Origin of the sequence: Umezawaea sp. (assembly GCF_036375055.1) — a bacterium.
In the GTDB taxonomy this organism is placed as follows: Bacteria; Actinomycetota; Actinomycetes; order Mycobacteriales; family Pseudonocardiaceae; genus Umezawaea.
In genome coordinates this window covers 78621-97092 of the sequence record NZ_DASUSQ010000007.1, presented here as the reverse complement: position 1 = coordinate 97092, position 18472 = coordinate 78621, and the positions used below count along the sequence as shown (strand labels likewise).

20 protein-coding genes are annotated in these 18472 nt (G+C 71.9%); 8 read left to right on the top strand and 12 right to left on the bottom strand.

Translation table 11 applies throughout. From position 1 onward, the window contains the following. A partial coding sequence (locus tag VFZ92_RS02765) for a hypothetical protein (RefSeq protein ID WP_330874063.1) occupies nucleotides 1-599 on the top strand: 599 nt, incomplete at its 5' end. Then, on the top strand, nucleotides 596-1381 hold the full coding sequence (locus VFZ92_RS02760; RefSeq protein ID WP_330874062.1) for an isocitrate lyase/phosphoenolpyruvate mutase family protein: 786 nt from the start codon (nucleotides 596-598) through the stop codon (nucleotides 1379-1381). The genes VFZ92_RS02765 and VFZ92_RS02760, both read left to right, overlap by 4 nt. Here VFZ92_RS02760 and VFZ92_RS02755 read toward each other — a convergent pair. Then, nucleotides 1338-2555: an alginate lyase family protein gene (locus VFZ92_RS02755; protein ID WP_330874061.1), complete on the bottom strand. Its 1218-nt coding sequence runs from the start codon at nucleotides 2553-2555 to the stop codon at nucleotides 1338-1340. The two genes, VFZ92_RS02760 and VFZ92_RS02755, sit on opposite strands and share 44 nt — an antisense overlap. 164 nt (nucleotides 2556-2719) lie before the next feature. On the opposite strand from VFZ92_RS02755, the gene VFZ92_RS02750 reads away from it, so the two are divergent. From VFZ92_RS02750 to VFZ92_RS02740, 3 genes are all read left to right on the top strand, one after another. After that, nucleotides 2720-3592 (top strand): alpha/beta hydrolase, encoded by an 873-nt coding sequence (locus tag VFZ92_RS02750; protein ID WP_330874060.1) that lies wholly within the window; start codon nucleotides 2720-2722, stop codon nucleotides 3590-3592. 110 nt (nucleotides 3593-3702) lie between these two features. Continuing rightward, nucleotides 3703-5391: a PHP domain-containing protein gene (locus tag VFZ92_RS02745; protein WP_330874059.1), complete on the top strand. Its 1689-nt coding sequence runs from the start codon at nucleotides 3703-3705 to the stop codon at nucleotides 5389-5391. An 8-nt stretch (nucleotides 5392-5399) separates the two neighbouring features. Next, nucleotides 5400-5858 (top strand): hypothetical protein, encoded by a 459-nt coding sequence (locus VFZ92_RS02740; protein ID WP_330874058.1) that lies wholly within the window; start codon nucleotides 5400-5402, stop codon nucleotides 5856-5858. Nucleotides 5859-5912: 54 nt separating this feature from the next. Here the strand turns inward: VFZ92_RS02740 and VFZ92_RS02735 are convergent, their stop codons facing one another. The 5 genes from VFZ92_RS02735 to VFZ92_RS02715 all read right to left on the bottom strand — a co-directional run bounded on the left by VFZ92_RS02735 (nucleotide 5913) and on the right by VFZ92_RS02715 (nucleotide 9827). Next, nucleotides 5913-6803, bottom strand: a complete 891-nt coding sequence (locus VFZ92_RS02735; RefSeq protein ID WP_330874057.1) for an SDR family NAD(P)-dependent oxidoreductase — start codon at nucleotides 6801-6803, stop codon at nucleotides 5913-5915. 28 nt (nucleotides 6804-6831) lie between these two features. Beyond that, entirely contained in the window at nucleotides 6832-7560 is a 729-nt protein-coding gene (locus tag VFZ92_RS02730; protein ID WP_330874056.1) for an SDR family oxidoreductase, read from the bottom strand. 81 nt (nucleotides 7561-7641) lie between these two features. Further along, nucleotides 7642-8313 (bottom strand): TetR/AcrR family transcriptional regulator, encoded by a 672-nt coding sequence (locus VFZ92_RS02725; RefSeq protein WP_330874055.1) that lies wholly within the window; start codon nucleotides 8311-8313, stop codon nucleotides 7642-7644. A gap of 109 nt (nucleotides 8314-8422) precedes the next feature. Beyond that, nucleotides 8423-8614: a hypothetical protein gene (locus tag VFZ92_RS02720; RefSeq protein ID WP_330874054.1), complete on the bottom strand. Its 192-nt coding sequence runs from the start codon at nucleotides 8612-8614 to the stop codon at nucleotides 8423-8425. Between the two features lie 607 nt (nucleotides 8615-9221). Beyond that, the gene (locus tag VFZ92_RS02715) at nucleotides 9222-9827 is read right to left on the bottom strand and encodes a bifunctional 4-hydroxy-2-oxoglutarate aldolase/2-dehydro-3-deoxy-phosphogluconate aldolase (protein WP_330874053.1); all 606 of its coding nucleotides are present in this window, start codon (nucleotides 9825-9827) and stop codon (nucleotides 9222-9224) included. A 162-nt stretch (nucleotides 9828-9989) separates the two neighbouring features. Here VFZ92_RS02715 and VFZ92_RS02710 point away from each other — a divergent pair, with 162 nt between their 5' ends. Both VFZ92_RS02710 and VFZ92_RS02705 read left to right on the top strand, forming a co-directional pair. Then, a complete protein-coding gene (locus tag VFZ92_RS02710) occupies nucleotides 9990-11810 on the top strand; it encodes a family 20 glycosylhydrolase (protein ID WP_414719792.1) in 1821 nt (606 codons plus the stop codon). Between the two features lie 67 nt (nucleotides 11811-11877). Further along, nucleotides 11878-12636, top strand: a complete 759-nt coding sequence (locus VFZ92_RS02705; RefSeq protein WP_330874052.1) for an aminotransferase class IV — start codon at nucleotides 11878-11880, stop codon at nucleotides 12634-12636. A 164-nt stretch (nucleotides 12637-12800) separates the two neighbouring features. Here the strand turns inward: VFZ92_RS02705 and VFZ92_RS02700 are convergent, their stop codons facing one another. The 4 genes from VFZ92_RS02700 to VFZ92_RS02685 form a co-directional block, all read right to left on the bottom strand. Continuing rightward, a complete protein-coding gene (locus tag VFZ92_RS02700) occupies nucleotides 12801-14054 on the bottom strand; it encodes an RNA polymerase sigma factor (protein ID WP_330874051.1) in 1254 nt (417 codons plus the stop codon). Between the two features lie 69 nt (nucleotides 14055-14123). After that, on the bottom strand, nucleotides 14124-14543 hold the full coding sequence (locus tag VFZ92_RS02695) for a YciI family protein (RefSeq protein WP_330874050.1): 420 nt from the start codon (nucleotides 14541-14543) through the stop codon (nucleotides 14124-14126). Between the two features lie 177 nt (nucleotides 14544-14720). Next, complete coding sequence (locus VFZ92_RS02690) at nucleotides 14721-14921, bottom strand: antitoxin (RefSeq protein ID WP_330874049.1); 201 nt, start codon at nucleotides 14919-14921, stop codon at nucleotides 14721-14723. 66 nt (nucleotides 14922-14987) lie between these two features. Further along, nucleotides 14988-15749 carry a TetR/AcrR family transcriptional regulator gene (locus tag VFZ92_RS02685; RefSeq protein ID WP_330874048.1) on the bottom strand — a complete coding sequence of 254 codons (762 nt, stop codon included), beginning with the start codon at nucleotides 15747-15749 and terminating at the stop codon, nucleotides 14988-14990. A gap of 57 nt (nucleotides 15750-15806) precedes the next feature. Between VFZ92_RS02685 and VFZ92_RS02680 the strand changes: the two genes are divergently transcribed. Then, nucleotides 15807-16184 carry a VOC family protein gene (locus VFZ92_RS02680; RefSeq protein ID WP_330874047.1) on the top strand — a complete coding sequence of 126 codons (378 nt, stop codon included), beginning with the start codon at nucleotides 15807-15809 and terminating at the stop codon, nucleotides 16182-16184. A 186-nt stretch (nucleotides 16185-16370) separates the two neighbouring features. Here the strand turns inward: VFZ92_RS02680 and VFZ92_RS02675 are convergent, their stop codons facing one another. Together VFZ92_RS02675 and VFZ92_RS02670 are read right to left on the bottom strand one after the other, a co-directional pair. Beyond that, nucleotides 16371-17432, bottom strand: coding sequence for a tartrate dehydrogenase (locus VFZ92_RS02675; protein WP_330874046.1), 1062 nt, complete (start codon nucleotides 17430-17432; stop codon nucleotides 16371-16373). Between the two features lie 69 nt (nucleotides 17433-17501). Beyond that, complete coding sequence (locus VFZ92_RS02670) at nucleotides 17502-18380, bottom strand: LysR family transcriptional regulator (RefSeq protein ID WP_330874045.1); 879 nt, start codon at nucleotides 18378-18380, stop codon at nucleotides 17502-17504. Between the last annotated feature and the right edge of the window lie 92 nt (nucleotides 18381-18472).

The following is an 18472-nucleotide window of genomic DNA, read 5'->3' as shown; positions in this document are numbered from 1 at the left end:
GGCGCGCACCGAACCGTGGACGGCCTACCGTCTCGGGCATGGTGACCGACCTGAGCCGCACCGTCCCGTCCGTGCCCGACGCCGCCGACGGCGTGGCGTGGCTGCGGGCCTCCGTCGTCCGGTTCAGCGAGGGGGCCGCGCACGCGCGGCGCCGGGCGCTGGTCGAGGCCGAGCTGGCGGGAATCGACCCGGAGGCGTTGCGGGAGTCGGCCTCGCGCGGGCGCGGCACCGCCGTGGACGTGCTGGCCGAGGCCCTCGGGCTGCCGGTGGACGCGGCGGACGTCGAGGTGGTGGCCCGCTGCTACCAGCCCCACGAGGTGATCACCGACGAGGCCGACGAGGCGCTGGCCCGGCTGGTCGCCGCGTGCGGCGGGTACGACGAGGTCACCGCCAACCGGATCGGCCTGCTGGTGCAGGCGTGCGCGGCCACGGCCGCCCTGGTCGCCGGGGTCCACCCGCCCGTGCCCACGACCCGCCGCGTCACGCCCGACGGCGCGGTGGTCGAGGTCGACCTGACCGACCACCCCTTCGGGCTCGGCGCGCACGCCTGTCCCGGCGAGCGGCACGCGCTCGCCATCGCGGAAGGACTGACCCGGTGACGTTCCACGACCTGCACCACGCCGACCGGCCGCTGGTGCTGCCCAACGCCTGGGACTTCGCGTCCGCCGCCGCGCTGTGCGCCGCCGGGTTCGCGGCGATCGGGACGACCAGCCTCGGCGTGGCCGCCGCCGCCGGGCTGCCGGACGGCGAGGGCGCCACGCGGGACGAGACGGTGGCCCTGGCCCGGCGGATCGTCGGGCTGCCGGTCCCGGTGACGGTGGACGTCGAGTCCGGTTTCGGGGGCGACGTCCGGGAACTGGCGGCGGAACTGGCCGAGCTGGGCGTCGCGGGCGTGAACGTGGAGGACGGGCGGCCGGGAGGGGTGCTGGCCGACCCCGAGGAGCACGCCGGGGTGGTGCGCGCGGTCCGGGAGGGCGGGCCGGGGCTGTTCGTCAACGCCCGCGTGGACACCCACTGGCTCGGGGTGCGGCAAGAGTCCACTGTGGACCGGGCGCTGCGGTACCGCGACGCGGGGGCCGACGGGGTGTTCGTGCCGGGACTGGTGCTGGAGGAGGACATCGCGGCGGTGGTGGCCGCCGTCGACGTGCCGCTGAACGTGCTGCACGTGCCCGCGCTGGGCGTTCAGCGGTTGGCGGAACTGGGGGTTCGGCGGATCAGCACGGGCTCGCTGCTCTTCCGGGCCGCGCTGCACGCCGCGGTCGAGGCGGCGAACGCCGTCCGCGACGGTGGGGCTGTCGCGGACGGCGTGCCGACCTACGCCGACGTGGTCGCGCTGACTACGCCGGGTTCTGGGCGTGCGTCAGGGTTTCCCAGGCGATGAACAGGTTGTCGGTGCCCTGCGGGCGCTGCTGCTCGGTGTAGCGCTGGGTGTTGGCCATCCCGATGCCCAGCCGGGTGTTCAGCGCGTTGAACGCCACCTCGGTCGTCGGGCCGAGGTTCTGCTTGCGGGTGCCGCCGCACAGCCAGGACGGCATCGCCTCCAGCTGGTAGCGGGCGTGCAGGCCGTACGCGTGGCGCATCCGGTCCTGGTTCTCGCCCCACAGGTCCTGGCCCTGGTGGTGGGCCGTCTCCGCGATGTGCGCGGCGGCGGCGAGGCCGTAGCCGGTGTGGGTGAAGTCGCGGCACGTCTCCTGGCTGACGCCGTCCTGGAACGTGGACTGGTCGTGCCAGTAGCTCACGATCTCGGCGCGGGTGTCGATGCCGCTGCCCGGCGGGGTCTTGGGCAGGGCGCCGTCGCTGGTCAGGTAGACGTACGCGGGCAGCCTGGTGCGGAAGATCGAGACGGCCTTGTCGTAGGCCGCCTTGTCCTCCAGGAAGACCGCGATGCCGATCGAGGCCTCCATCATGCTGAGTTCCCAGTTGCCGTTGGTGTTCGCCAGGCCCGCCTGGATCTCCGGCAGGTAGACGGTGCGCAGCATCGTCGCGAACCGGGTCGCGTTCGCCGCGGGCCAGCCGGTGTAGGTGTAGCGGATGATCTCGGCGGCCTTGGGCCACGACGACCCGGACCACGCCGTCTGGAGCCGGGCGTTGCTGTTGGTGTGGTCCTTGATGACCGGGGACCACGCGTCCATGATCTGGATCGCCTTGTCGGCGTAGCGGGCGTCCTTCGTGACGTACCAGGCGAGCGACAGGGTGTACGCCGCGATGGCGTCCTCGCGCTCGTCGGTGCAGCCGTGGTTCGGGTTCGAGTAGGAACCGCATTCGACGACCGCTCGCGGCTTCGGAGTGCGGGTCAGGGACGCGTACTTGCTCCCCATCATCTGGTCGTAAGCGGCTTTCCACGGCTGCGCGTTCGCGAGCACCTTGGTGCGCATGAACTCCAGTTGCGGCCTGCTGACGAGCACTCCGGGGTGGGTGAAGGTCGCGGGGGCCGCGATCGTCACGTCACCGGCCGGAGCGGGAGCGGCTGCTGTCGCCACCTGTGTCCCAGCTACCGTGAGCAGGGCGGAAAGGGCTGCTACGACGAGTTTCGCGCGCAAGGGTGAAGGGGTCATCGGGTCTCCTCGCAGGGGTTGGGGAGACCGCCAGTGTCGATGGTCCAGACCAGTTAGGTCAATGTTTTCCAGTACCGGAAATTTTTTACCCGCTATATGCACGACCGGTCAGACTAAGATTATTCATCCATGTGAACATTTGAATTGGGGAAAGGCCGCCACGCATGCCAAGAGTGAAGTTCCAGGACCTCGAACTCGAGTACGACACCTTCGGCGACCCGGCCGACCCGGCGCTGGTCCTGGTGATGGGGCTGGGCGCCCAGATGATCAACTGGGACGTCCGGCTGTGCGGGCTGTTCGTCGACCAGGGGTTCCACGTCGTCCGGTTCGACAACCGGGACATCGGCCTCTCGACCGAGCTGGCGCACCTGCCGGTGCCGGACTTCGCCGCCCTCGCCGCCGGTGACACCTCGACCGCGCCCTACCTGATGTCCGACATGGCGGCCGACCTCGTCGGGCTGCTCGACGCCCTCGGGATCGAGCGGGCGCACCTGGTCGGCGCGTCGATGGGCGGCATGATCGTCCAGCAGGCCGTCATCGACCACCCGGAGCGCGTGCTCAGCCTGTGCTCGATCATGTCGACCACCGGCGACAAGAGCGTCGGCCAGGGCAGGCCGGAGATCGTGGCGACGTTCGGCCAGCCCGCCGCCGCGACCCGCGAGGAGGTCGTCGAACAGCGCCTGGCCGCGTCGCGGATGACCCGATCGCCGGGCTTCGAGGCGGACGAGGACGCGGTGCGCGAGCGGATCGCGGCGAGCTACGACCGGTCGAACCGGCCGATGAGCACGCTGCGGCAGCTGGCCGCGATCGTGGCGTCGCCCGACCGGACCGAGGGTCTGCGCGGGGTGACCGCGCCCGCCCTCGTGATCCACGGTTCGCACGACCCGCTGGTGCACCGGTCCGGCGGTGAGGCCACGGCGGCGGCGATCCCGGACGCCGAGCTGATCATCGTCGACGGCATGGCGCACGACCTCCCGCTCGACGTGTGGCCGACCGTCGTGGAGGCGGTGACCGCCAACGCGAAGCGCGCGCGGTAGGACGTGAGGGTTCATCGGCTGTTCACCGGTTGTCCCACGTTGTCAGGGTCCCTGCCTGGACATACTCCGCGACGACGTAGCTGCCGACCCGCGAACGGTGAGCCCAGGACATGTCGCACCACCACCACGATGGCCACGAGCACCACCACCACGAGGTAGAACCCGTCGAGGGCAGCTGGCAGGACCCGGCGGACGACCGCCCCATCGCGGTCGCCCGCCGGAGGTTCCTCGCCGGACTCGGCGTCGCCGTCGGCGGCGCCGCGCTGGCGAGCACGGGCGCGGGCACCGCCGCGGCGACGCCCCGGCCGACGAACCGGTGGGGCGCGCCCCAGCGCTGGTACGCGGGCGACCACCACATCCACACCCAGTACTCCGGCGACGGCCAGTACACGGTCTCCCAGCAGGTCGCCGAGGCCCGCAAGCACGGGCTGGACTGGATGGTCATCACCGACCACGGCGGGGTGGCGCACCAGAAGCTCTCCATCGACCAGGTCGCGCCGGACATCGAGAAGGCCCGCCGGTCGAACCGCGACATCCTGGTCTACCAGGGCCTGGAGTGGAACATCCCCGGCGCCGAGCACGCGACGGTGTTCCTCCCGCCGGGCCGCGGCACCGTCGACATCCTGCGCGCGTTCGAGGCCGGGTACGACGGCGGCATCCTGTCCACCTCGGTCGCCAACGGCGGCAGGGGCCTGATCACCCGCTCCACGTCCGCCGACGGCGAGCCGTACGCGCTCGCCGCGCTGCGGTACCTGGAAGCGCAGGTCCTCAGTGGACGGACCGAGATCGCCCTGATGTTCGCCAACCACCCGTCGCGGCGCGGCGTCGACAGCCCGCACGAGCTGCGCGGCTGGCGCGACGCGGCACCCGGCGTGGCCGTGGGCATGGAGGGAGCGCCCGGCCACCAGGCCGCGGGCATCTCGAAGGCCTCGGGCGGTCGCGGCGGCGCTCGCGGCTACTACGACTCGTCGCCCGGCGTCGACAGCCACCCCGGCTACGCGCCCACCGCGACCGAGAACCCGTACCGCACCTACGGCGGGTTCGACTGGATGACCGCGAAGGTCGGCGGTCTCTGGGACTCGATGCTGGCCGAGGGCAGGCCGTGGTGGATCACGTCGACCTCCGACGTGCACCAGGTCTTCAACGACACGCTCACGCCCGGCCCGCAGGACCACGACAAGACCGGCAGCAGGGGCGCGCCGGTCGACTCCGGCGTGAAGCAGTCCGGGTTCGGCGACTTCTTCCCCGGCTTCTACAGCCAGACCGTCGTCGGGTCGCGCTCCCGGTCCTACGCGGACGTGATGCGCGGCCTCCAGGCGGGCAGGGTGATCGCGGTGCACGGCAGGCTGATCGACGGTCTCGACCTGCGCGTGCGAGCGCTCGGCGAGGGCGACGAGCAGGGCGTCACGCTGGGCGGTCGCACCTTCGTGAAGCGCGGTGGCTCGGTCGAGGTCACCATCGAGGTGACCGGTGCCGGAGGCCCGAACTTCGCCGGCGCGGTGCCGAAGCTGGCGAAGCTCGACCTCGTCGCGGGTCCGGTCACCGGCCCGGTCAGCGACCGGGACGCGCTGTCCGCGCCGGGCACGACCGTGGTGAAGTCGTTCGAGGTCAGCAAGAACCGGTCGAGGTTCACCCACGTGTTCCGCGACGTCCCCGGCTCGTTCTACCTGCGCGTGCGCGGGTCCGACGGCAAGCGGCTCACCGCGGACGGCGGACCCGTCATGGACGTCGTCGGCGACGCGGAACCGTGGAACGACCTCTGGTTCTACGCCAACCCGGTGTTCGTGGACGTGGTCTAGTGCGCTGGGTGCGACTGGTTCCGGAGTTCACCTCGGTGGGCGCGCACTTCGACCGCGAGGTGCTGTCCGCGCTGGACAGGGCCGGTGTGGCGGCCGACCTCGTGCTGACGCACGTCGAGCGCGGCGACCCGGTGGCCGCGACGGTGGTGTTCGCCAGGATCACCGGCGGGCTCGCGCCCGGCACCGAGGTCGACCCGCCCGCAGAGGGGCGCTGCGCGCGGTTCCCCGGCCAGTCGAGCCTGGTCGGTGTGCACCACGTCGCGGAGATCGTCGAGGCCACGGCGATCGACCAGGTGGTCGGCATCGGGGCCTCGGTCACGCCCGACACGCGCGTGGACACCGCCGGGTTCGTCCGGCCGCGGTACCGCGACGGGCTGCTGGTGCTGCTGGTCGAACCCGCCGCGGGCGGGGTGTTCCAGCCCGCGGAGGTCGAGCAGCCGCACGAGTGCTGCGGGGGAGCGCACTGACGAGCGCCTCGTGGCCGGTCAGCGTCCTGACCGGCCACGAGGCGCTCGCAACGGCTAGGTCCGCGCGGGGGTGAGCAGGTCGCCGAGGCCGATGCGCTCCAGGAACTCCACCCTGATCCGGTCCGCCACGGCGGAGACCTCCTCCGACCCGTCGTTCGCCGGGTCGACGTGCGTGCGGAACGGCCTGGTGCCGAAGGGCTTCCCCACCACCTCGACGACGGCGTCCGCGACGGCTGACACGTCGGAGTCCGGCGCGAGGGCGGCGAGCCGCTCCGACACCTGCTCCGCGAGCCCGGCGTAGCGCGTCTCGTACGCGGCGACCGTGGCCCGGTCGGCAGGACGGCCGCTGTTCGGGAAGTGGTTGGTGCCCGTGGTGAACGCGCCCGGCACGATGATCGCGGTCTCGATCCCGAAGCGGGCGACCTCGGCCGCGCAGCTCACGGCGACGGCGTCCACCGCGGCCTTGGCGGCGAAGTACGGCCCCAGGTAGGGCGGCGTGCCGCCACGGGTGCTGGTGCTGCCGGTCCACAGGAGCAGGCCGCGGCCCTGGGCGCGGAGCAGCGGCAGCGCCGCGCGGTTCACCCGCTGCGCGCCGAGCACGTTGGTGTCGTACACCCGCGCCATCTCCTCGGGCGTGAACGCCTCGGTCGGGCCGGTGACCATGTGGCCCGCGTTGTGCATCAGCACGTCGATCCGCCCGTGGGCGGCGTGCACGGCGGCGACGGCGGCGTCGGCCGACGCCTGGCTGGAGACGTCCAGCTCGACCGACCGCAGGTCGACGCCGTGCTCAGCCGAGAACCTCGCGTACTCCTCGACCTTGGGGGCGTTGCGGTCGTTGGTGCTCCGCATCCCGGCGTGCACGGTGTGGCCCGCGCGGGCGAGCGCCTTGGCGGTCAGCTCGCCGATGCCGCTGGACGCGCCGGTGATCAGGACTACCTCGCTCACGACGTGTGTCCTTTCGAGACGGTGGGGGTCAGACGATGCCGCCGTTGGAGCGGATGGTCTGGCCGTTGATCCAGCGGGCGGGACCTGCGAGGAACGCCACGAGGTCGGCGTGGTCGGACGGCTGGCCGAGGCGCTCCAGCGGGGCGGCCTTCGCGAGGTTCGCGATGGTCTCCTCGTCCTTGCCGTCCAGGAACAGGGCGGTGGCGGTCGGGCCGGGGGCGACGGTGTTGACCGTGATGTCCCGGCCGCGCAGCTCCTTGGCGAGGATCATCGTGATGGCCTCGACGGCGCCCTTGGTCGCGGCGTACGGGGCGTAGGTGGGCGCCCGGAGCCCGAGCACCGACGTGGAGAACGTGATGATCGCGCCACCCCCGCGCACCCGGCGGGCGGCCTGCTGGCCGACCACGAACGTGCCGCGGACGTTGGTGCGGTGCATGCGGTCCAGTGCGTCGAAGTCGATGTCCGCCACGGCCGACAGGTACATGGTGCCCGCCGCGTGGACGACCACGTCGACCCCGCCGAACGCGGACTCGGCCGCGTCGAACAGCGCGCTCACCTGGTCGACCTCGGCCACGTCCGCCCTGACCGCGATGGCGTCGCCGCCCGCGCCGGTGATGGCGTCCACGGCGGCCCTCGCCTCGGTCTCGTTCCCGGCGTAGTTGACGACGACCGCGAAGCCCTCCCGGCCGAGTCGCTCGGCGGTGTCCCGGCCGATGCCGCGGGAGCCACCGGTGATGATCGCGACGCGCTTGCTCATGGTCCTTCTCCTCCTGGGTGTGGGGTAGCGCCGGTCGTCGCCGCGTGCGACGACCGCTGGTGCTGCTGGGTTCTCGGTGGGTCAGTCGGTGAGGCGGGTCAGCCACTCCCGCAGCACGCCCGTCTCGGCCGCCGTCAGCTCCTCCGGCGGTGTCCGGCGCAGCCGGACACCGAGGGCCGAGGCCGAACCGCCGTCGTGGCTCGCCGCCTCGCCGGTGGGCACGAGGATGGCCGCGTGGATCGCGTCCCGGACGCGGGTGGAGACGTCCCGGCCGTACAGGTCGCGCCGGGTGATGAGCACGAGCGCGACGCCGGTGTTGGCCGACATGACCATCTGCGCGGCCACCTCGGGCGAGACGCTCAGCCTGCCCGCGGCGGCGCAGCGCTCCAGCACCTCCAGCAGCAGCCGGTGGGCCTCGACGGCCGCGGCGGGCGTGCCGCTGACGGTGGGGGAGTACATCAGCCGGTAGTAGCTCGGGTTCTCCAGCGCGAACGCCACGTGGGAGTCCCAGCCGTCCCGCAGGTCCCGCACCGGGTCGGACGAGGGGACCGCGGCCCGCTTGCCCGCCAGGTACTTCTCGAAGCCGTGGTCCACGACCGCTGAGAGCAGGCCCTCCTTGTCGCCGAACTGCCGGTACAGCGCGGGGGCGCCGACACCGGCGGCTTCGCAGACCGCCCTGGTCGACACGTCCGCGATCGGCGATTCGGCGAGCAGCTCGGCCGCTGCTTCGAGAATCCGTGCTCTCGTGCTCATGGAAGCAACGCTAACACGGGAATCGTATCGACGCTACCGTAACTGTGGAAGCGTCGATAACACCGCGAGGGTCGTCCCCGACGTGCGGGGACGGCCCTCGTGCGCCGGGTCAGCGGCCCTGGCGGACCCGCACGACCCTCAGCTCCGGTGAGGCGAGGACGTCCCGCTCGCAGAAGCGCTCGGTCGCCCACTGCTTCCGCGAGTACGGCGTCGTCTGGTCGCTGAAGTGCGGAGACGTCGAATCGGACGACTGGGAGTAGGCCAGCAGCGGCGAACCTGTACCGGTTGCGACGAGAGTCATGATCGGGATGTCATCGCCGCACGAACCCTCTTGGCCACCGAACGGGCGGGCGCGCCCTGCGGAGACGGAGTCAGGCCCTTCCAGGAGGCGTCCGTTGTGAGGCGGGCAGGAGATGACCGCGGAACCGCAGAGCGGCGGGCTGGCGACCCGCCAGCCGGCGAGGGCCGAACGCAAAGCACCACCTACCTGCCCACTGCCAACACTTCCCGAAATCGGGACCAGCAATCCCACCGCGCCGGTCCACCCGCTGCCAACTACTTCCCGAAATCGGGACCAGCGACGCCACCGCACCGTTCCAGGGGTTTTGGAAGGCTCACCCTCCCCAACCACCCCCCCGCTTTCCCAATCCTCATGTCCCGTTTCCCTTGTCAAGGCATCTTTCCAGCCTTGACAAGGGAAACGGGGCATGGAGACACTGAACCGAGCGGGGGGGGGAGTTCACCGCACCGCCTCACCCCACCCTCACCCCACCTGGTGCCCCACCCGCGTCAGTCCTATCGCGACGGTGCTCTCCGCTCCGACCACCCCAGCTCCAACGACCGGGCCAACCCCGGCGCCCCGACCCGCAGCACCGCCATCATCTCCGCGAACGTCACCACGTCCACGCTCATACCGGGGACCCGGTCGCGTCCAGGAACCGGGCGACCCTGGCGGGCAACCCGGCCACACCGCCGCCCACCAGCGGCGACCCGACCCCCACGGCCACCGCCCCGGCCTCCAGGTAGGCCGCGGCTTCGGCGACCCCCACCCCACCCACGGGCACGAACGGCACGTCCGGGAACGGCGCCCGCAGGGCCGCCAGGTACCCAACCCCACCCAGCGACGCCGGGAACAGCTTCACCGCATCAGCCCCGAACCCCAACGCCGTCTCCACCTCGGTAGGCGTCAACGCCCCCGCCAGGACCGGCAAGCCGGCCGCCACCGACGCCCGCACGGCGACCGTCGTGGCCGGGCTGACGGCGAACGTCGCACCGGCCGCCACGGCGTCGTCGACATCGCCGGGCGTTCGGATCGTGCCGACCCCCAGCCAGCCGCCCTCCGGGACCTCCGACGCCAGGTCCGCGATCACCTCCAGGGCGTCCGGGCTGGTCAAGGACACCTCCACCAGCCTCACGCCGGACTCGAACAGCACGCGCACGACCGCGCGCGCCTCGTCGCCCCGGACGATGGCCACCAACCGGTGGGTCGTCAGGGCCGTCGTGAAGCTCACCATTCCGCCACGCTCCCCTCGTCGTGCCGCCACGGCGGCGGCTGGTCTCCACCGATACTGCGCAACCGGCTGGCCCGAGGCCATCAAGTGGTACAGACCATTGACAAGGAGGGTGGTGGTTCAGCAGGCTGCGAACGGGGGATCGGCCCGACCGAGGAGGACGACGTGGAAACCCAAGCGTTCCGGGGAAGCCGATGGCGTCGGGTGGGCCGAGCCCTCGCGGCGGCGGCGCTCGTCGTCAGCGGGACGGTCGTGTGGACGGTCGGTGCCCAGACCCCGAACGTCGCCCAGGCCGCCGAACCCCTGAAGAGCATCGTGCCCGCACCCGTGTCGGTGCAGGCCGCGGCGGGTGTCACGCACACGCTGACCAGCACGTCGAAGATCTACACGCAGGCGGGTGACGCGCAGGCGCGCGCGGTCGGCGACTACCTCGCCGGTGTCCTGCGCCGGTCGACCGGTTTCGCCCTCCCCGTCTCCGACGCCTCCGGCACCCCGGCCGACGGCATCTCGCTGCTGCTCACCGGCGCCAGCGCGAGCGTCGGCGAGCAGGGCTACCAGCTCGACGTCACCGCCTCCACCGTCGTGCTGAGGGCCACCAGGGCGGCGGGGCTCTTCGGCGGCGTCCAGACCCTGCGCCAACTGCTCCCCGCGAAGGTCGAGGCCTCCACCGTCCAAACCGGACCGTGGACCCTGCCCGGCACCGCCATCCTCGACCACCCGCGCTTCGAGCACCGCGGCGCGATGCTCGACGTCGCCCGCCACTTCCACCCCGTCGCGTCGGTGAAGAAGTACCTCGACCAGCTCGCCCTGTACAAGGTCAACTACTTCCACCTGCACCTGACCGACGACCAGGGCTGGCGCATCGCGATCGACAGCTGGCCCAGGCTCACCGCGGTCGGCGGCAGCACCCAGGTCGGCGGCGGCGCGGGCGGCTTCTACACCAAGGCCCAGTACCAGGAGATCGTCGCCCACGCGGCCTCCCGGTTCATCACCGTGATCCCCGAGGTCGACCTCCCCGGCCACACCAACGCCGCGCTGGCGTCGTACGCGGAGCTGAACTGCAACGGCGTCGCGCCCGCGCTGCGCACGGACACGGCCGTCGGCTACAGCTCGCTCTGCGTCTCGAAGGCCGTGACCTACCAGTTCGTCGAGGACGTGATCCGCGAGATCGCCGCCATCACGCCCGGCCCGTACTTCCACATCGGCGGCGACGAGGCCCAGGCCACCAGCGAGGCCGACTACCAGACGTTCATGGACAAGACCCTGCCCCTGGTGAAGAAGTACGGCAAGCAGGCCATGGGCTGGCACGAGTTCGTCCGCACCACCACCGACACCGGTGCCGTCCCGCAGTTCTGGGGCACCACCACGTCCAACGCCTCGGTGGCCGCCGCGGTGGCCCGCGGCAACAAGGTCCTGATGTCCCCGGCCAACAAGGCCTACCTGGACATGAAGTACAACGCGAGCACCCCGCTCGGTCTGGAGTGGGCGGGCCGCATCGAGGTCCAGGACGCCTACGGCTGGAACCCCGGCGCCTACCTGAACGGCGTGGGCGAATCCGCCGTCCGCGGCGTCGAAGCTCCACTGTGGACCGAAACGATCGTCACCTCGGCGGACATCGAGTTCATGGCCTTCCCGAGGCTGGCGGCCATCGCCGAACTCGGCTGGTCGCCGTGGTCCACGCACAACTGGGACCAGTTCAAGCTCCGCCTGGCCGCCCAGGGCCCGAGGTGGTCGGCCCAGGGCATCAACTTCTACCGCTCCACCCAGGTCCCCTGGGAAACCACCACGACGACGACCACCACCACGACCACCACGACCACCCCACCGGGCACCTGCCCGGCGGCCTGGGACCGCGCGAAGGTCTACACCGCGACCAACGTCGTCTCCCACAACACCCGCAGGTGGACGGCCCAGTGGTGGACGCAGGGCGAGGAGCCCGGCACCACCGGCGAGTGGGGGGTGTGGCGCGACAGCGGCGCCTGCTGAGCCCGCGGCCGTGAGCGGCCCCCCGAACCGCTCACGGCCGCTTCCCCCCGGTGGTGAGATGGGACGCATGACGCGCATCGAGATCGACGGCCGCCCGGCCACCACCGACACCCTCGCGCACCCGGCGACGTCCACCACGGGCAACTTCACCGCCGTGCAGGTCCGGGACCGCAAGGTCCGCGGTCTCGACCTCCACCTGGTCAGACTGCGAGCGGCATCGCGCGAGATGTTCGACCGAGACCTGGACACGGACCTGGTCCTGGCCCACGTCCGCCACGCCCTCTCGGACGACGTGGTCGACGCCTCCCTGCGCGTCTACGTGTTCCAGCCAGAGGACGAGCTGTCCATCATGGTCACCGTCAACCCGCCCGGCGAGCCCCCCAGCACCCCACAACGCCTGCGCTCGGTCCCGTACACCCGGCCGTTCCCGCACCTCAAGCACCTGGGCGGCTTCGCGCAGGCCCACCACGCCACCCTGGCCCGCCGAGACGGCTACGACGACGCACTGCTGGTAACCCCGGAGGGACTGGTCACCGAGGGCACCACCACCAACATCGGTTTCTTCCAGGGCGACACGGTCGTCTGGCCAGACGCCCCACTCCTGCTGGGCGTCACCATGCAACTGATCAACGCCGCACTACCAACCCCACCACGCCTGGCCGAGATCCACCTGGAAGACCTACCGCAGTTCGACGCCGCGTTCCTCACCAACGCCAGGGGAATCGTCCCGGTGAGCGCGGTGGACGACCTGGAGTTCCCCGTGGACCAACATCGCCACAAAAAACTGGCAGACGCCTACAACACCACCCCGTGGACCAGCCCATAACCACAAACAGGCAGCGAGGGCCTTCTCGAACCACGGCCATTTCACGCGGGGACCCGCCCCCCACCTTGTTGATCGGTTAGGCCAACGCCTCTGCCCGCAAGCCCGATCAAGCGGCAAATCTAGAAGCCCCCGAGTCACATCGGCCGATCCGCTGGAACCGACAGCTACCGAGCATCCCCACAAGCCGCGGCCCGCTCCAACAGCAGGGCCTTCTCCCGCCCGTTCCGGGTGAGCCCGGCAGCCCGCTCGAACTCCCCCCGAGCCTCCCCCAACCGCCCCAACTTCATCAGGAAATCCCCCCGCACGCTGGGCAGCAGGTGGTACTTCTCCAACGCCCCCACCGCCACCAGCTCATCCACCAACTCCAGCCCGGCGGCAGGCCCGAAAGCCATGGACACGGCCACGGCCCGGTTCAACTCCACCACGGGTGAGGGCATGATCTCCCCCAACACGTCATACAGATCAGCTATCCGCCCCCATTCCGTCTCCTCGGCGGTACGGGCCCGCGCATGACAGGCGGCGATGGCCGCCTGCACCGCGTAGGGCCCACCCCCGCCCAGCTCCTCGGCCCGCGCCAGAGCCGCCAACCCCCGCCGGATCAGCACGTGGTCCCACCGCCCTCGGTCCTGGTCGAGCAGCAGCACCGGCCGCCCGTCCGCGTCCACCCGCGCGGCCGACCGGGACGCCTGGATCTCCATCAGCGCCACCAGCCCGTGCACCTCGGCGGCATCCGGCACCAGCCCGGCCAGCACCCGCCCCAGCCGCAACGCCTCGTTGCACAGCGACGGCCGCAGCCAGTCGTCCCCCGCGGTGGCCGAGTACCCCTCGTTGAACACCAGGTACACGACCTCCAACACCGACGACAGCCGGGAGGCCCACTCCGACCGGGTGGGCACCTCGAACGGCACCTCGGCCTTCGCGAGCGTCTTCTTGGCCCGCACGATCCGCTGCGCGACGGTCGCCTCGGAGGTCAGGAACGCGCGGGCGATCTCGTCGGTCGACAGCCCGCCCAGCAGCCGCAGCGTGAGGGCGACCCGCGCCTCCGTCGACAGCACGGGGTGGCACGACACGAACACCAGCCGCAGCAGGTCGTCGTCGATCTCGGGCGCGTCCTCGACCTCCGGCGCGGCCCCGAGCGGGTCCAGCTCGTGCCCCAGGACCTCGACCTTCTTGCGGAGGTTCTGCTCCCGCCGGATGAGGTCGATGGCCCGCCTCTTCCCGGCGGTCATCAACCAGGCGCCGGGGTTGCGCGGGACACCCTCGACCGGCCACTGCTCCAGAGCGGCCAGCAGGGCGTCCTGCGCAAGCTCCTCGGCGAGCCCGACGTCCCGCACGAGCCTCGCGAGCCCGGCGATGACGCGAGCAGATTCGATCCTCCAGACCGCGTCGACCGCGCGGTGAGCCTCCGAAGCCGTCACAGCCACTGACTACCAGCACCCGCGACGACCACGCAAACGACCTCGGGGCCGGAAGCCGCCCCGGCCGCCCTACTGCCCCAGCTGCTCCCGCAGCGCGTCCTCGGCCGCCCGCAGCTCCGGCGTGAACTCGTCGCCGAAGTCGGACGCCTCGAACACCTGCCGGATCTCGACCACCGAGTCCTCACCCTCGAACACGGGCATCCGCTTGACCCACTCGACGGCCTCGTCGCGCGACTTCACGTCGAGCAGCCAGAAGCCCGCGATCAGCTCCTTGGTCTCGGTGAACGGCCCGTCGACCACGGTCTTCTGGTCGCCCTTGAGGTGCACGCGAGCACCCCTGGAGCTGGGGTGCAGACCCTCACCGGCCAGCATCACACCGGCCTTGACCAGCTCCTCGTTGAACTTGCCCATGGCCGTGAGCTGCTCCTCGGTCGGCATGACGCCCGCCTCGGTCTTCTCGTCGGCCTTGATGATCACCATGAAACGCACGACTGCTCCCAGGTTGTCGGTGGCCGGGCCTTCTCCCTGCCCACACCACTGCGTCGAACGGGAGCGACCCGGATCGACACGTCCGCCGGATTTTCTTCAAGAACTTTTCGCACACCGCTGACCTGCGAAAACGCCAACGGCCGGATCGCGGTGAGGCGATCCGGCCGTTGGCGGCTGTCAGTAGCCGGGCCTGGAGGCGTTCTTCGCCTTGCGCACGGCGCTGTCGATCTGGTGGTGGTACTTCCCCTTGGTCTGCCGGTCGAGGAACGTCCCCGCCTGGTCGGCGAGTCTGCTCACCTTCTCGGGGTTCTTCTGGGCGTACTTCTTGGCCGCGGCAGCCGCCGTGGCGAGTACCGCGAGCTTGCGCATCATGGCCATCCGCTCATCCCTTCGACGTCCCTCCAACGTCCGGGGGTGCCGCGAAGGTTCCCCGAGCGGTCCGCGTCACGCCCGCTCGACCAGCGCGGCCAGCCCGTCCAGCACCCGCGCCAGCCCGAACCCGTAGGCGAACTCGGGCGAGTAGGCGGCCCCGTGCTCGGCCCCGGCCGCCGATCCCACCCGCGTGGCCAGCGGGTAGACCGCCGGGTCGAGCACCCGGTCCAGCAGCGGCGCGTTGACCGCCCACCACTCCGCCTCGCTGAGCGAACTCTCGGCCGCGGCGGCGACCGAGTCGGCGGCCGACCGGGCCCAGGCCTGCACGAAGCTCAGCAGGTGGGTGAGGGCCGCGTCCACCTCCACGTCGGACAGCCCCAGCCCGTCCAGCGCGGCCAGCTCGTGCTCGTACTTCCCCATCTGCCCCGGCCCGAGCAGCGGGCGGACGGTCGACACGGAGGCGGCCCAGGGGTGGGTCTCGAACAGCCGCCGGTTCTCCGCCGCGACGGCCGTGACCCGCTCGCGCCACGGCCGCCCCTCGGTGGAGGTCCGCGACATCCGCCCGTAGGCGGCGTCGAGCATCAGGTCGAGCAGCTCCGCCTTCCCCGGCACGTACGTGTAGAGCGTCATCGCCACGACCCCCAGCGCCGAGGCGACCTTCCGCATGGTGAGCGCCTCCAGCCCCGAGGTGTCGGCCAGCGAGGTGGCCGCCTCGACGACGGCGTCGACGGTCAGCCCCTGGCGGGGTCCGCGCCGGGGAACGGCCGCCGGTTCGCGCCAGAGCAGCTGGAGGGTCCGCGCGGGGTCGCCCGCGCTGGTTCGTTCGTCGGCCACGTGCATCCTTACTTTTTACAGCGTACAATGTACAACGTATAGAGAAAAGGAGCGCCAGTGCAGATCACCGCGTCCGCCGTGTCCCTGAACGTCGACGACGTCCCCGCCTCCGCCAGCTTCCTCACCGACCACTTCGGCTTCCACGAGGTCATGGCGGCCGACGGCTTCGCCTCCCTCACCAGGGACGACGCGCACCTCAACGTCGTCTTCCTGCGCCGGGGGCTGCCGACCCTCCCCGAGGACCAGCGGGACGTGCACGCCACGGGCCTCATCCTCGCGTTCGAAGTGACCGACCTGGAGGGCGAACTCGCCCGCCTCCAGGAGGAGGGTGTCACGATCACCATGCCCCTCACCTCCGAGGAGTGGGGCGAGCGCGCCTTCCAGGTGCGCGACCCCAACGGCGTGATCGTGCAGCTCGTGGACTGGAAGGCCTGACCCCCCAGCCCGTCCCACAGCGCCGGCACCGGGGCAGCCGACCCGCCGCCCCGGTGCCGGGCGGTCGTCCGCGCGGAGCCAGAACCACGGGTCGCCGCCGATCAACCGCTCCGGGGTGCCGCCGCCCGCGGTGAGGAAGTACCAGCGGTAGCCTGCGGTGCGCGAACGCGGCGGGCAGCGGCACGCTCACGGCCCCACGAACCCCAGCAGCGCCCGCGTGAACGACGCGGTGGTCGCGGTCCCCCCGAGGTCGGGCGTGCGCACGTCGGTCTTCGCCAGCACGGCCGCGACCGCCGCCTCCACCTCGGCCGCGGCCTCGGCGTGCCCGAGGTGGTCGAGCATCATCGCGGCCGTCCACACCGCTCCGATCGGGTTCGCGATCCCGCGCCCGGCGATGTCCGGCGCCGACCCGTGCACCGGCTCGAACATCGACGGGAACTCCCGCTCCGGGTTGACGTTCGCGGCGGGCGCGATCCCGATGCCGCCCGCGACCGCCGCCGCCAGGTCGCTCAGGATGTCGCCGAACAGGTTCGACCCGACCACCACGTCGAACCGCGCCGGGTCCAGCACGAACTTCGCGCACAGCGCGTCGATGTGCTCCTGGTCCCAGCGGACGTCCGGGTGCAGGGCTCCCCGTTCGGCCACCAGCTCGTCCCAGAACGGCAGGGTGTGCACGATCCCGTTCGACTTCGTCGCCGACGTCACGTACCCGCGGCGGGTCCCGGCCAGCTCGAACGCGTGGTCGAGCACGCGGGTCACGCCCGCGCGGGTGAACACCGACTCCTGCACGGCCATCTCCTCGGGGAAGCCGCGGTTGAGCCGCCCGCCGATCTCGCTGTACTCGCCCTCGACGTTCTCCCGCACCACCACGAAGTCGACCTCGCCGGGCCGAGCGCCGCGGACCGGGCTCTCCAGGCCCTCGAACACCCGGATCGGCCGGAGGTTCACGTACTGGCGGAACCGGCGGCGGATCGGGATCAGCAGGCCCCACAGCGAGACGTGGTCCGGCACGCCGGGCTGCCCGACCGCGCCGAGGAAGATCGCGTCGTGGCCGCGGACCAGGTCGAGCCCGTCGGCGGGCATCATCGCGCCCTCGCGCAGGTACCGCTCGCAGGACCAGTCGAACTCGTCGTAGTCGAACGAGACGCCGTGGCGCGCGCCGACCGCGTCCAGCACCGCGCACGCGGCGGGGACGACCTCGCGGCCGATGCCGTCGCCGGGGACGAGGGCGATCCGGTGGGTGGTCATGCCCCGATGGCACCACCTCGACGGGGCTCCCGTCCAAGACGTGAACCCGGTCGTCGAGATAGGCGGTGCCTATCGGACGCCGCGGGCCGCGGCCAGGAACGCCTCGGCGGCGGGTGACAGCTCCTGGCGGCGCCAGACCAGCGCGAGGTGCAGGTGGGCGGGCGGTTCCAGGTCGAGCACGAGCGCGCCCGCCTGCCGGGCGAGCGGAGCCCACGAGTCGGCGAGCACGGCGACGCCCACCCCGCCGAGCACCAGCGGCAGGATCGCCTCCCGGTGCTCCGACTCGACGACCGCCGTCAGCTCCACGCCGTCCGCGCGGATGTCCTCGACCAGCCCGCGCATGCCCGTGCCGACCTGGCCGACGACCAGCCGCTGCCCGGCCAGGTCCTCCCGCCGCACGACCCCGCCGTCGGGCACGGGCCAGTCCGGCGGCGCGACCAGCACGAACCGCTGCGTCCCGACGTCCTCCAGCACGACGCCCGCCGACCTCACCGGCTCGCTGCGCGCCAGCAGCCCCACCTCGGTCACGCCGGTCCGCACCATCTCCACCACCGCGTCCGCCGTCGCCGCCGCCCTGATCACGACGGACAGGCCGGGGTGGCGCGCGGTGAACGCCCCGACCATCGAGCTCAGCGGTTCCACGGCCTGCGACGGCATCGCGGCGACCTCCACCCACCCGCTCTCCAGGTCCGCCGCCGCGTCCACGGTCGAGCGGGCCACCGCGAGCAGGCGCACCACCTGGCGGGCGGGTTCGACCAGCGCGTGCCCGGCCTGCGTCAGCACGAGCCGCCGCCCGACGCGGTGGAACAGGGCGTGGCCGAGGTCCCGCTCCAGCGCGCGGATCGACTGGGAGAGCGAGGGTTGCGCGACGAACAGCGCCTGCGCGGCCCTGCGCACCCCGCCGTGGTCCACGACGGCGAGGAAGTGCTCCAGCTGCCGTGCGTCCATGCCCGACCCTAACCGCCAGTTGGCGGGTGATCTCCGCCGCGTGGCACTGTCGGCGGCGCCGCCGTCGGCCCGACGATGGTGGCGGTGGTCAC